This window comes from Bradyrhizobium sp. SZCCHNS3002, assembly GCF_032377435.1.
Taxonomy (GTDB): Bacteria; Pseudomonadota; Alphaproteobacteria; order Rhizobiales; family Xanthobacteraceae; genus Bradyrhizobium.
In genome coordinates, this window is sequence record NZ_JAUHHY010000004.1 from 43,122 (window position 1) to 55,512 (window position 12,391).

Sequence of the window (12,391 nt, forward strand, 5' to 3'; positions counted from 1 at the left end):
TTATGTCAAACCTCGTTCTCTCCTATCTCACGATCGGTCTGGTCAATGGATCGTTCTATGCCCTGCTCTGCCTCGGCCTCGCATTGATCTTCGGGCTCTTGAACATCCTCAACATGGCTCACGGCGCGCTCTACATGATGGGTGCATTTGCCGCCTGGGCGGCCGTTGCGCGCCTTGGTCTTCCCTATCTCGTGGGCCTGTGTGCGGCTGCCGTTCTGGTTGGATCGACCGGGATGGTGCTGGAGCGCCTCTTGTTGCGGCGGACCTACAGTCTCGATCCGCTCTATGGATTCATGCTGAGCTTCGGACTCGCAACCGCGATCCAGGGCGGATTTCAGGTCATCTTCGGCTCTACGGGACTGCCCTTCACGACGCCCGCCTGGCTGTCGGACGTGGTCGATCTCGGCTTTGCAGTATTCCCCGTCTACCGGCTGTGGGTCGTCATGGTCGCCTTTATTGTTTGCCTTGGGGTATGGATCGCGATCGCACGAACCAAGGCTGGAGCGACGCTTCGGGCGGCATCCGAGAACGCCAAGATGGCCGAAGCGCTGGGCGTCCCGATTCCTGCGGTGATGACGGCAACCTTTGGGCTGGGCGCGGCTCTTGCGGGCCTCGCCGGCGCTCTTGCGGCGCCGATCTATCAGGTGAGTCCGTTGATGGGGTCCGACGTCCTGCTTGTTGTCTTCGCCATCATTGTGATCGGCGGGATGGGCTCTCTCGGAGGAACAATCCTGGCGGCCTACTGCCTGGCATTGCTCGAGAGCGCGACACTGGCGGTGTTCCCGCAAGCGGCCAATGTCATGATCTTCGCTTTCATGTGCATCGTCCTGTCGGTCCGGCCGCAGGGCCTGTTCGGCATCGAGGTGCTGCGTCATCATTCCTTTGCCGGCATTCCTCCCCCGGTCACGGCCACGCCGGATGTACGCGCGGACAGAAAATACGAGCGCATCCTGATCGTCGTCATCATCGCAGCTGCACTCGCTGTCCTGCCGGCACTGCTCTACCCGATCTTCCTGGTCAAGATCTTCTGCTTTGCGATTCTTGCCGCGTCGTTCAACTTCCTGCTGGGGTTCGCCGGGGTCATGTCGTTCGGACAGGCGGCTCTCTACGGGACGGCCGCCTATGTCACCGCGCATGCGCTGAAGCACTGGGCGATGTCGCCGGAGCTGGCCATGCTGGCGGGGATCACTGCCGCTATTCTGCTCGGCATCGTCATGGGAGCGCTGGCGATCCGGCGGCGTGGCATCTATCAAGCCATGATCACGCTCGCCGTCGCCCAGATGGTCTACTTCGTGTTCGTCCAGTCGAGCTTCACGCATGGCGAGGACGGGCTGCAGGCGGTGCCGCGCGGCCTCCTGTTCGGTCTGATCGATCTGCGCAACGACTTCGCCGTCTATGCACTTGCCGTGGCAGCCTTCTGCTCCGTCCATTTCGGCATCAAGCGGCTGCTGTCGTCTCAGCTTGGGATGATGCTTGTCGCGGTCCGCGACGACGAGCGGCGCGCCTTGTCCCTTGGTCAGAATGCCCGGGGCCTCAAGCTGTTTGCCTTTGCGATCGCCGCCGGCTGTGCCGGCCTCGCCGGGTCACTGAGTGCGGTTGCCTTTCAGCTCGCGACTTTGTCCGGCGCACACTGGCACCTCTCCGGAGAGGCTGTTCTGATGTGCCTCATCGGCGGCCTCGGCACATTGAGCGGACCCTTGGTCGGCGCCACGGTCCTGGTCACGATGCAGCACTTTCTCTCTCCCTATGGGGCCTGGGTGCAGGTGCTCCAGGGCGTCGTCTTCGCATCATGCGTCCTGACCTTTCGTGACGGGATGATGCCTCGACACGCGTTCGCCTGGCCTTCGCGGCTCCGCGGGACCAGCGCCAGCTCGTTCGCACCTGCCGAGACCCTCGAGGAGACGGGCCGATCATGACCATGGCGATCCCACACAGTCGGCGTCAGCTTTGCCAGATGGATGGCGATCCTTCGCAGCTGACGGCCACGGCTGCAGCTTCGGCCATACGCGAACGACGCCTCTCCGCGGCCACACTACTCGAGGCCTGCCTCGCGCGCATCGCGGCACGCGACGGCGAGGTCCACGCCTTCACTCATGTCGCGGCTGACGCGGCGCGCGAACAGGCGTTCCTCGCCGACAAGGCGCAATCGGAAGGCCGGCTCGCCGGAGCGCTCCACGGCCTGCCCGTCGGCGTCAAGGATGTCTTCGATACGATCGACATGCCATCAGAATATGGCAGCAGCCTGCTGCGCGACCGTCGCCCGGCAGCGGACGCCGCTGCGGTCGCGATCCTCAGGCGATCCGGCGCCATCATCATCGGCAAGACGACGACGTCGGAATTCGGCATGTATCATCCGAGCGCGACCCGCAATCCCAATGATCTCGGACGCTCACCTGGTGTGTCTTCGGCCGGCTCGGCGGCAGCTGTGGTCGACCGGATGGTCCCTCTTGCACTCGGGACTCAGCACACGGCGTCGACGGTGCTGCCAGCAGCATTCTGCGGAGCGCATGCGTTCAAGCCGTCGTTCGGGTTTGCCAGAATGGAAGGCTCCAACATCCTGGTGCCGCGGCTTGCGCAGATTGGCTATCTCGCGAGATCCGTCCAGGATCTCTGCTTGTTTGCCGGCGCATTTGATCCCGTTGTCGACAGCGCCGCCGACCGGATCGGGCGCCCTCCGAGGCTCGCTGTGGTGCGCGGACCGGGATTCGAGCAGGTCGCTCCGGACGCGGGCGAGGCTTTGACGGCCTTCATCGGTGCGTTGCCGGTCGCGGTCCACGAGCTGGATCTTCCGAGCGAGTTCGGCGATGCAATCGAGGTGGCTCTTGGCCTTTTGAACGCTCATCTGGCGGCTCGCTTCGGCGATCTACCCCAGCATCTCGCTGCCAAGCTGTGTCCACCGCTGCGGGATGGAATTGCCGCAGGCATCGCGCTCGGCGCAAAACGTTACATCGAGTTGAACGCGTCGGCCGATCGCTTGATCGGCCTGACGTCCAAGCTGTTCGCGCAGCACGATGTGCTTGTGACCCTTTCGGCGCCGGGCGAGGCGACAAGGCTCGATGAAGGTCCCGGCTCGGGGAGTCTTGCCATGCCCTGGAGCCTGTGCGGTCTGCCTGTCGTCTCACTGCCGCTGCTCTGCGGCGCACACGGCTTGCCGATCGGTCTCCAGCTCATTGGGCGTCATGGCTCTGACCGTGAGCTGCTTCAGAGCGCCGCCTGGATTGCTCACACCTGCCGCCTGCCAACACGGGTTGATCATTGATGCGATATACATCCGCCACCGAGCCGACAACGTGCTGCGACACGCAGATCGAAGTGAACGGACGGGTCTACAATTGGCCGCGCGTTTCCACCGTCATCATCTGCTTCGACGGCTGCGATCCCGACTATATCGCAGCGGCAAGCAGCGCGGGCATCGTCCCTGCCCTCGATCGCATGCGACGCGACGGCTTTGCGACCACGGCGCTCTCGGCCATGCCGTCCTTCACCAACCCAAACAACGTTTCGATCGTCACCGGGGTTGCGCCCGCGCACCACGGGGTGTCGGGCAACTTCTACATCGATTCCGCGAGCGGAGAGGAGGTGATGATGGTGGACGCATCGCCGATGCGGGCGCCGACGATCCTTTCCGCCTTCTCCCGTGCCGGAGCCAAGGTGGCCGCCGTGACGGCCAAGGACAAGCTCCGCAAGGCGCTTGGCAAGGACCTCAAGGGCATCGTGTTCTCGGCCGAGAAGGCCGATTGCTGCAGCGAAGCCGAGAATGGCATTGCAGACGTGCCGGCGCGGATCGGCCGCTCCGTCCCTCGTCAGTATTCGGCGGACCTGTCCCTGTTCGTCCTGGACGCGGGTCTCAGGCTCTTGGCGGATCATCGTCCTGATCTGATCTATTTGTCGCTGTCCGACTATGTCCAGCACGCCTACGCACCGCACGAGCCGGAAGCCCTGGCCTTCATGGCCGAGGTGGATCAGAGACTCGGCGCACTGCTCGCCGAGGGCGCGCTCGTCGGGATCGTCGCCGATCACGGTATGAGTGATATGGCGCACGCCGATGGTTCGCCCAATGTCATGTTTCTCGGCGATCAGCTCGACGCAGTCTTCGGCCTCGGGCGGACGCGGGTGATCTGCCCCATCACCGACCCGTTCGTCCGCCATCACGGCGCGCTCGGCGGCTTCGTCCGGGTTCACCTCCAGGATCCAGTCCTGCGCGCCTCAGACGTCGTTTCGTTTCTCGCGGGGCTTCCGGGCGTCGGTCTCGCCTTGACCGGAGACGATGCGGCCGCCCGCTTCGAGCTGCCGCGCGACCGCGAGGGCGACGTCTGCGTGATCGCAGCAAAGGGAATAGCCCTGGGCGCCCGGGCATGCGACCACGAGCTTTCCAACCTCGCGGGCGCGAGGCTGCGCTCGCATGGCGGTCTCGCCGAGCAGCGCGTCCCCTTCATCCTGTCTCATCGGCTTCGCGCGAGCCCGGGCGCGCCCGACGGGCGCACTTTGCGCAATTTCGATATTTTCAGTGTCGCACTCAATGAGGTGGACCTTTGACCATGAAGCGTGTTGTCATCATGATCCTCGACGGACTTCGACGGGACCTCATTTCGCCTGCGACCACGCCCCATCTCGCAGATTTCGCCGCGCGCGCCGAATGGTTCGAGGACTACCGGACCGTCTTTCCTTCGTGCACACGCGTCGTGTCGGCGAGTATTGCAACCGGATGCACTCCGGCAAGACATGGACTGCAAGGCAATTCCGTTGCCCTGATCGAATCCGGCAGGTTGGTGCTGCGCGACGCCGGAGATCCGCAGTTTCTGCAACACAAGCGCCGAGTCACGGGATCCTCACTGCAAGTGCCGACCCTGGCGGAACGCGTCAAGACCGTGGGTGGCCAGATCGTCTTCAGCAACGTGTCCCCCGGGGCTGCCTATGCCCATGATCCCGACGGGCATGGATTTGTCTATCACCGGGCCGGCTCATTCGGACCTGGCCGCATCGAAGTGGCGGCCGGCGATCGATTGGACGTCACGCTGGACAGCGGCGGTGACGCCAGGATGACAGCCCGCTTCATCGACGACGTGATGGTGAAGCGTCGCCCGGCGGTCGGCATTTTGTGGCTTGGCGAACCGGACCACATTCAACACAACGCACCGCTCGGTTCTCCGGACCATCTTGCCGTGCTGGCGGAGGCGGATCGTCGGGCGGCCGAGGTGATCGCAGCCGTCGAAAGACAGCGCGACCAGGGCGAGGACATCCTGCTTCTGATCGGATCCGATCATGGTCATCAGACGGTCGAGGACATCGTCGACATCGATGCAGCGCTGATCACCGCGGGTCTCAAAGCCAACCCCATGTCCGACGAGATTCTGGCCATCTCGAACGGGACCTCGGCCTTGATCTATGTCGATTCCCAGCGCGGCCCCTCGCTGCAGAACGTGCGATCGCTTCTGGAACGCAGTGATTGGGCCGGGCAGGTCTTCGGGCCGGACGAGCTCGACCGCGTTGGACAAGCTCACACCGGCGGCCTTGCCTTTGCTGTGTCCATGCGGTCCAGCGACGTCCCCAACCGCTTCGGAATCCGCGGTTCGAGCCTCGCGGCCAAGCCTGCCCTCGGCAAGCCCGACCGACTTGGATGCGGACAGCATGGAGGACTCGGGACCTACGAGCAGGCTCCGTTCCTGATGGCATGGGGCGAAGGCTTCAGTCCGGGTCGGATCCGCAAGTCACCCGCGCGCGTCATCGACATCGCGCCGACAGTGCTGTCCCATCTCGGGCTGCCCCGCACAGGGATGGACGGCGAGGCCTTGCAGGCGGCAGCCTGGCGTTCCGAGACGCGCGCCATGACGGCCTGACGCCCGCGCTGTACACGCATTGGCCCAAACGATGTCCAACCAAGCATCTGTGGCCAATGCCTGCCGGCTGCACCGCAGCCCCCCATCCTGTCGATGCCCCCTGGGCAGAGCAGTTGTTCACTGGTGCCGAGAGCGCGTAGCCACTGCGCTGATCAGAGCGCCGGACTGTCGAAGAACGTCCGCCGCAGGCCGATGCGGCCACCGCTGAGATGATAGACATCGGCGAATCTGGCCTTCAAGGGACGCCCATTCTTGTCCTGGCCCGCAAAGCTGCCCCAGCAGGCGATCTGTTCGCCATTGCTCAGCACCTGCTCAAGCAGGTGCTCGCCCGAGGCCACGATGCGCTCGTGGCGATAGAACTGCATGATGGCCAACTTGCCGACAAAGGGCTCATATCCTGGACGCTCATAGACGGCACCGTCGTCCAGCAGGCTGGACAAGCCTGCCCAGTCGTGAGCGTCGATACACGCGAACAGGTGCCTGACATAAGCCTCGGCTTCCCGGTGACCCAGCGGTCCCTGCATGCTTTCCCCCGCCATTGAGAGCCGGCTCTGCTCACATCGCCGCTGCGCGCGGATCGGATTCCTCGCGCCAGCTTACGCCCATGGCGGCCTCCAGATCGGCCAGCATCTCCTGCACCGGCATCCAGACAAGACCACAGCGCATCGATCCGAGCGGAGATACGACCAGTTCGACGCTCGACCGCTCGATCCGGGTGTAGCCGGTGCGATCCGCCATGCCGCCGGCAATCACAGCGTCGGCCATCATGCTGATCGTGAAATCCGTATTCCAGCGCGCATGAGCATAGGCACGCGAAATCCGGGGCAGGATTCGCGCCAACCCTCTGCCGCGAAAATCGCGCCGGTACCAGCCGGCGCCGGAAAACACGACCCTCCCCGCAATCGTCGACGCAACCGGGGTCGCAATCAGACAGCCGTCGCCGCGCGCCAAGGCGGCTGCCGGATCTGCGTAGAACATACGAAGCGAGATGGCTTCCTCGAACAGCGTCGTGGCTGTCCAGTCGTAGTACCGACCCGCCTGTGTCGCGACGATCTCCCCGTCCTTGTCTTTTCCGACCATGACGAAGGTGTTCTCAGCTGTCGCGCCGCCGAGGTCGGGCTGGAAGATCGGCACCAGCGGTCGCCAGCTGTCGGAATTTGCGCTGTTGATGTCGAGCAAATCCTGTAGGCTCGCAAAATAGACGCTGACGCCGCGCTCTTGGGCGGCGGTGTCAGCGGCGAGGAAGAAGCGTCCCAGGAGGCTGATCGGACCATGATCGATCTTCAGATTGGAAGGCACGCGGCCAGATTGAGGACAGCAATCCTGCATCGACATTCCTTGCCCTTTGCTACGTCACGCACATCAAACCGTGGCTGGCGACGATTGCATTTGATCTATCCTTTGTAGTTGTAGCGCGAATGACATAATTCTGGTTGATTGTTTCAAGCTGAGATTGATGCTTCATGGACGAACATCTTGGATACGGCATGAGGTAAGCGGACGTGGCGACTTCCAAACAGCTCCCTGACGGCCGCCCCGCTGTGTCCCGAAACCAAGGCAAGCGGCTCAGGAGGTCATCCAAGAAGCCCAATCATGTCGATCAGCATGTGGGAACGCGCTTGCGCCTGCGACGGAACCTGCTCGATCTCAGCCAGGATGACCTGGCAAGACGCCTCGGCGTGACAGCTCAACTCATTCAGAAGTATGAAGCGGGCGAGACCCGGATCAGCGCATCTCGGCTGTACGAAATCGCAAACCAGCTCGCTGTTCCGATCACGTGGTTCTTTGACGAGATTGACGTCAAGGCAGGCGCCGCTGTGCCAGAGGCGTCTCATGAGCAGACGGCGGACTTCAGTGAGCTTGTGACCAAACGCGAATCTCGCCAGCTGCTCGAGCTCTATTTCGGCATATCCGACGAGCGGCTTCGCCGAAAGGTGCTGCAGATGGCTGAACTTCTCCGCTCGCGCGACGACGAGTAATGCGCTCAGGACATCGGCCAAGCCGAATGACTGAGTTTTCGCATCCCTCATGCAGTCCTTGCCAGAGGGTCGACGTCCGCGGCGGCTGCGAGACGGACCAGTGCGCCGATCATGCTGATCGCCGCTGGCTACGCAGCAGATTTCGATAGCCGCCTCGGATCAGGGTCTGACCTGTTTGAACCAGCCGGATCGTCCGGCTGCGCAGGTCGTGCGTTTTCCATCCCCGATCTTCAACTCGCTCGGACCCGAACAGAGCCGTGGCGATCGCCCGATAATTCTGGCCCGCGAGGCGGCCATCCAAGGCGCGCAGCGCAAGAACGAGGCGCCGGCGCTGCTGAACGGGCCCGGTGTGAGCCGGCAGCCGGATCGGACCTCGTCTCAGCGCCGTCCAAAGCCGATAGGCCGCGCGCGTCTGCAAATCGAAATCACGGTCGAGCGGCAGTTCGACAGCCACGGCCGCCCCCTTCGCCGGAAGCCGGGAGAGCAGCAGCCGGTGCGTGGCGCCGCCCAACTGCAGCACCGCGTACCAGCCATCGGACGCCCGTCTCAGCTCGGCGCCGGGCGATCCGCGAAGGTCGAGATGAGAGAATGGCGCAAGCGAGCCTTGCGAGGCCGGAGCAAGGCGAAGCACGGTCGGCAGCACCTCCGGCGCCCAGAATATGGCCTGAGCATCAAACCGGCGCATTGGGTCAGCCGCGAAAAGAAAGCCCCCATCGCTGCCGGAATTCAGGATGGGTCGGGCCGTCTTTGTCTTGTGCAAGCAGATCGCTGTAATCTCGCCGATAGTCTGGATTACGACGTAGACATTCCCAGGCAAAATCGGCCGCATCGGCTGTTTCGAGCTTCTTGTAGGACTCGGCCGACCGCCAGTTGAACTCGCTCATTACACACTCGTCCCTGCCATTTCCGCTCTCTCACCAACGTTTGCAGAGGCTAGCAACGAGGTCTCCTGCACGGGGCTATCAATCTGCGGAGTTGACACCGATCGAGCGCAACACGGTGGATTTTGCGTATTCCTGGGACTTTCGGTTTCACTCAAATCGCGCGATTCCGGGCAGCGATGATGAGGCCCCGCTGCTGTCTGCGCCATACTGGCCTTGCCTCGGGTCCACTTTGCCAAGGATTTCAGCAGAATCGACGGCCGTCGCGCGACCCTATCAAGTTTGCTTACGCCCGAAGCTCACGCGCGCTCTCAAATGGCGCTCACATCCGTTTGAGAAGTGCTTCGTCCGCCCTTGGCAATTTCGGTCAAGCGATCTGGCCACAGCTCAGTCTGCGGGGGCGAGCTGATGTTCCAGCCATCGTGCCGCACGATCAGAGATCAGCTCCGGACGAAGTCCGGCTACGCCGGTGCTCCTGTGAGGCGCCCCTATCGTAAGCCATTCCCCGAGCGCGCGCGCCCACCCTGCGGCAGGATCAATGGCCAAAAGAGGTGCAGCCAAGCTGCCCTGGCAGAATGGGAGACGCCATACCGTTCCCTCAAGCACACATATGTCGTCGCGAACGATGACAGTCCAGTGCTCAACAAATCCGGACCATTCGAGCGCGGATGGTGGCGGTGACGTTCCCGTGCGCAGGCAGCCGAGCAGCTTTGCTGCGAACACAAGGTTCGCCTTTGATCCCCGCCAGTTCGTCCCGCAATCTGCCCGATGGGGACAGAGCAGACGGGCAGTATCCGCTCGTGCAAGGGCGGGAGCATCCGTTGCGACGCTCGGTCCGATGAAAACAGGTGTCTTGACCATGCCGGCCTTCTCGCTGCTCAAAACAAGATTTCAAACATAGACTAAAGGTCGATCCGATTGACGTATGGCGCTTTCACGTCGACGGCGACCGTAGCGTCGTCTTCACCGCACTGAAGGATTTCCCGATATGCAGAAGCTGAGTGGCCGGTCCCTCCTCGCCGGCTTCACACGTACGCTCCCGTCCAGGGGATGGGACAAAGCCATCTGTATAGGCCTGTTGCCAGGAAGACCTTTGCCGCCGTCTCATCGCCCGCTGGGCCTACTGGGCGACCGCAAGCCGCTCGACGGGCGACGCGTCATTCGAGCTGGCGAACAGCCTTGCTTCCAGCATCGATTGCAACGGCGCAACGTCTCCCCTTCGCAACGCTCCGATCGCATTTGGAATCCCAGCCGCGACACGAGCATCGGCGCGACCAGCTGCAATGGCTTGGAACTTGTACCCGATGTCGTTCCAGCTCATGGGGTTCGTAGGTTCTCCCTTCGGCGCCAACACGGTCCGCTCAAAGGTGCCCGAAGCCGTGGTGATGCGAACCCGCCCAGGAACCGCAGCCGGGAACATCAGCTCAAATTCGGGATTGACCGTCATGTGGACGCGTCCAGCGATCTCGATGGCTCGTTGGTCTGTCAGCGACGCGTTGCTCAAGGGGAGCAACGCTGGTGCGCCGCTGATCGCGGCGACACCGAGGCAGAACGGAAGGCTGTATTGCGCTCCTTCCAGCGTACGCGGCTCCGCCTCGTTGCTCAGGGTCAACGACCTCCCAAAGGTCTCCACATCGATGCTGATGATGGCTTCCGGATGAATGTCATGATCGTTCAGCAATGTGATCAGCGCGTCAATCGGCGCGTGAATCCAACGGCAGCAACTATAGGGCTTGAAATAGGTGCTGTTGATGAGCCAACTCGTTCCGAGCCCGTCGAGAAGCCGCGCGCGATCGTAACGTTCTGAACTGTCCAGAATGTCGATCGGTCCGGTGAAGCCCTGCTTGGCCAGATCAGCCGCCAGGATGCCGTTGGCAGCTCCCCATGGGATGCCCTCCTTGACGCTGTTGCCTCTGAACCGGGTGTATGGAGTAGCCGACTGGCTCGGTGCCGTTGTCCCAGCGATCGAGATCGCGTGTGCGATCTGGCTCCGCGACAGCCCTCTCAGCCAACCCACCGCTGCCGCAACGGCTTGACCGCTCCAGAGGCCGCTGTTCACCGTCGGGACGCCTCGCAGATCCCGGGCAGCAGAAATACGAACGCCTATCTCATATCCGATGGCAATGGCTGCAAGCGCCCGTTGCCCATCCAAGGACGGACTGCCGAGCAGTGACAATACCCCCGGAATGATCGCTGCGCCGGGGTGCCCCGAAGCGGCGCGGTGGCCATCATCCAGGTCGAGCGAGCACGCGCAGGCCGCATTGACGAAGGTCGCCCCCGCAGCGGTCGACCGCTCTCCCGAAAACCACATCGCCGCCGGTCCATGGCCCCAGGTCGCGCTCGCTATTCGGCGCACGGCGACCGCATTTGGCGCCTCATGGCCGGCTATCGCGGCGGTCATCAAATCGAGCACGCATTTTGCCGCGCTGATCCGAGCTTCTTCTGGAACTTTGCTCGCGCTGACCCATTCGGCCAACAGCTCGGCAGCGGTGTATGTCATGCGGGCCTCCAGGGATTCTTCAACATGTGTGCAGATCGGACGAGGTGAGCTAGCGCATCCGTCCGACTCATGATTGGCAAACCGAACTCTATCGAAGTGGCACGAAGCTGGCCTTGAGCATCTTCCGCGCGAATGGCAGCAGGAAGTCAAAGTCGAATTTTGTGAGCACCTATTCGTCGGAGTTATGGGGTTGAGCCGGATCCGCGCCGATCCTTTCAGTCGGTTTTGGCGCGGGCCGTCGCGGTGTCGTGCCACTTGCCGGGCAGGCGAAGCTTTGACGAAACTCCGGCCAGCTGCTCGTACATCGCTATGAAGAGATTTGAGGCGATTACGACGGCAATCCCGGCCAGCTCGATCGGGACCGGCATCTCACGCCAGACGAGGAGACCAAGCAGAAAGGCAAAGACGAAGGTGGCGTATTCGAAGGGTGCAACGACGCTCGCCGGCGCCATCTGGTAGGCCTTGGTGAGCAGAATCTGGGCAGCGCCGCCCAGAACGCCAATTGCGACGAGGATCGGCAAGTCAGTCACGCTCGGCCAGACTGCAGAGAACGGCAGTGTCGCTGCACTCACCAATGTGCCCGAGAGCGAAAAGTAGAAAACAATGGCCATGCTCGTCTCGGTGTCCCGCATCTTGCGGATGGAGATCAATGCAAGGGCCGTAGCCACCGCACCGGCCAGCGCGAACAGGACTCCCGAGGAGAGCCCCCGGCCATCGGGATGGGCCATCAGCAGCACGCCGCCAAATCCGAAAACGACGGCAACAAGACGATGGAGGCGAATGCTCTCCCCGAGCAAGGGAATGGCAAACAGCGTGATGAACAACGGCGCCGCGTAGCCCAGCGCCGTCGCGGTCGCGAGCGGCAACATCCCGACCGCCGTGAAGCTGAAGAAGAGGGAGCAAAGACCGGCAACGGAGCGGCGCAGATGAGCGCCCGGCCGTTCGGTGCGAAGCAGACGATAACCTCCGAGACGCCGGACAAGCCAGAGAATCGGCAGCAGAGCGAAGAAACTCCGAACGAAGACGATCTGTCCCACGGGGTACTCGCCGCCCAGCTTCTTGATCAAGGCGAACATGACGGCGAGCACCGCTGCCGAGAGCACCTTATAGCCGATTGCCGGCAGGTGAGATGACACCGAGCTGTTTGTCACGTCCTGCCGGCTGCTGATGATCGTCATACAAGCCTCATGGTCG

The 12,391-nt window shown here is 62.8% G+C and carries 11 protein-coding genes and 1 pseudogene; 6 read left to right on the plus strand and 6 right to left on the minus strand.

Going from position 1 to position 12,391, the window contains the following annotated elements; genetic code table 11:
• Positions 1-2 precede the first annotated feature (2 nt).
• The 5 genes and pseudogenes from QW845_RS09930 to QW845_RS09950 form a co-directional block, all read left to right on the plus strand.
• Positions 3-857 (plus strand): annotated as a pseudogene (locus QW845_RS09930) (branched-chain amino acid ABC transporter permease); the annotation flags it as partial.
• A gap of 6 nt (positions 858-863) precedes the next feature.
• Positions 864-1,916: a branched-chain amino acid ABC transporter permease gene (locus QW845_RS09935; RefSeq protein ID WP_315801755.1), complete on the plus strand. Its 1,053-nt coding sequence runs from the start codon at positions 864-866 to the stop codon at positions 1,914-1,916.
• Positions 1,913-3,259 carry an amidase gene (locus QW845_RS09940; protein WP_315801424.1) on the plus strand — a complete coding sequence of 449 codons (1,347 nt, stop codon included), beginning with the start codon at positions 1,913-1,915 and terminating at the stop codon, positions 3,257-3,259. The genes QW845_RS09935 and QW845_RS09940 overlap by 4 nt, the downstream gene beginning before the upstream one ends.
• Positions 3,259-4,536 carry a phosphonoacetate hydrolase gene (gene phnA / locus QW845_RS09945; RefSeq protein ID WP_315801425.1) on the plus strand — a complete coding sequence of 426 codons (1,278 nt, stop codon included), beginning with the start codon at positions 3,259-3,261 and terminating at the stop codon, positions 4,534-4,536. The genes QW845_RS09940 and phnA overlap by 1 nt, the downstream gene beginning before the upstream one ends.
• Before the next feature lie 2 nt (positions 4,537-4,538).
• A complete protein-coding gene (locus QW845_RS09950; RefSeq protein WP_315801426.1) occupies positions 4,539-5,837 on the plus strand; it encodes an alkaline phosphatase family protein in 1,299 nt (432 codons plus the stop codon).
• A 152-nt stretch (positions 5,838-5,989) separates the two neighbouring features.
• Here QW845_RS09950 and QW845_RS09955 read toward each other — a convergent pair whose 3' ends face one another.
• Together QW845_RS09955 and QW845_RS09960 are read right to left on the minus strand one after the other, a co-directional pair.
• A complete protein-coding gene (locus QW845_RS09955; RefSeq protein WP_315716411.1) occupies positions 5,990-6,361 on the minus strand; it encodes a nuclear transport factor 2 family protein in 372 nt (123 codons plus the stop codon).
• A 31-nt stretch (positions 6,362-6,392) separates the two neighbouring features.
• Positions 6,393-7,172 (minus strand): hypothetical protein, encoded by a 780-nt coding sequence (locus QW845_RS09960; RefSeq protein WP_315716412.1) that lies wholly within the window; start codon positions 7,170-7,172, stop codon positions 6,393-6,395.
• A 167-nt stretch (positions 7,173-7,339) separates the two neighbouring features.
• On the opposite strand from QW845_RS09960, the gene QW845_RS09965 reads away from it, so the two are divergent.
• On the plus strand, positions 7,340-7,816 hold the full coding sequence (locus QW845_RS09965; protein ID WP_315716414.1) for a helix-turn-helix domain-containing protein: 477 nt from the start codon (positions 7,340-7,342) through the stop codon (positions 7,814-7,816).
• 109 nt (positions 7,817-7,925) lie between these two features.
• Here QW845_RS09965 and QW845_RS09970 read toward each other — a convergent pair whose 3' ends face one another.
• From QW845_RS09970 to QW845_RS09985, 4 genes are all read right to left on the minus strand, one after another.
• Complete coding sequence (locus QW845_RS09970; protein WP_315801427.1) at positions 7,926-8,501, minus strand: DUF2285 domain-containing protein; 576 nt, start codon at positions 8,499-8,501, stop codon at positions 7,926-7,928.
• Positions 8,502-8,505: 4 nt separating this feature from the next.
• Positions 8,506-8,700 (minus strand): transcriptional regulator domain-containing protein, encoded by a 195-nt coding sequence (locus tag QW845_RS09975; protein ID WP_315801428.1) that lies wholly within the window; start codon positions 8,698-8,700, stop codon positions 8,506-8,508.
• 1,117 nt (positions 8,701-9,817) lie between these two features.
• Complete coding sequence (locus QW845_RS09980) at positions 9,818-11,197, minus strand: MmgE/PrpD family protein (protein WP_315801429.1); 1,380 nt, start codon at positions 11,195-11,197, stop codon at positions 9,818-9,820.
• 215 nt (positions 11,198-11,412) lie between these two features.
• The gene (locus QW845_RS09985) at positions 11,413-12,375 is read right to left on the minus strand and encodes a DMT family transporter (RefSeq protein WP_315801430.1); all 963 of its coding nucleotides are present in this window, start codon (positions 12,373-12,375) and stop codon (positions 11,413-11,415) included.
• Positions 12,376-12,391 lie beyond the last annotated feature (16 nt).

Excerpts from the sequence above, each read along its gene's own strand:
- QW845_RS09940 (WP_315801424.1), top strand. The coding sequence starts at position 1,913 with ATGACCATGGCGATCCCACACAGTCGGCGTCAGCTTTGCCAGATGGAT.
- phnA (WP_315801425.1), top strand. The coding sequence starts at position 3,259 with ATGCGATATACATCCGCCACCGAGCCGACAACGTGCTGCGACACGCAG.
- QW845_RS09950 (WP_315801426.1), top strand. The coding sequence starts at position 4,539 with ATGAAGCGTGTTGTCATCATGATCCTCGACGGACTTCGACGGGACCTC.
- QW845_RS09955 (WP_315716411.1), bottom strand. The coding sequence starts at position 6,361 with ATGCAGGGACCGCTGGGTCACCGGGAAGCCGAGGCTTATGTCAGGCAC.
- QW845_RS09960 (WP_315716412.1), bottom strand. The coding sequence starts at position 7,172 with ATGTCGATGCAGGATTGCTGTCCTCAATCTGGCCGCGTGCCTTCCAAT.
- QW845_RS09970 (WP_315801427.1), bottom strand. The coding sequence starts at position 8,501 with ATGCGCCGGTTTGATGCTCAGGCCATATTCTGGGCGCCGGAGGTGCTG.
- QW845_RS09975 (WP_315801428.1), bottom strand. The coding sequence starts at position 8,700 with ATGAGCGAGTTCAACTGGCGGTCGGCCGAGTCCTACAAGAAGCTCGAA.
- QW845_RS09980 (WP_315801429.1), bottom strand. The coding sequence starts at position 11,197 with ATGACATACACCGCTGCCGAGCTGTTGGCCGAATGGGTCAGCGCGAGC.
- QW845_RS09985 (WP_315801430.1), bottom strand. The coding sequence starts at position 12,375 with ATGACGATCATCAGCAGCCGGCAGGACGTGACAAACAGCTCGGTGTCA.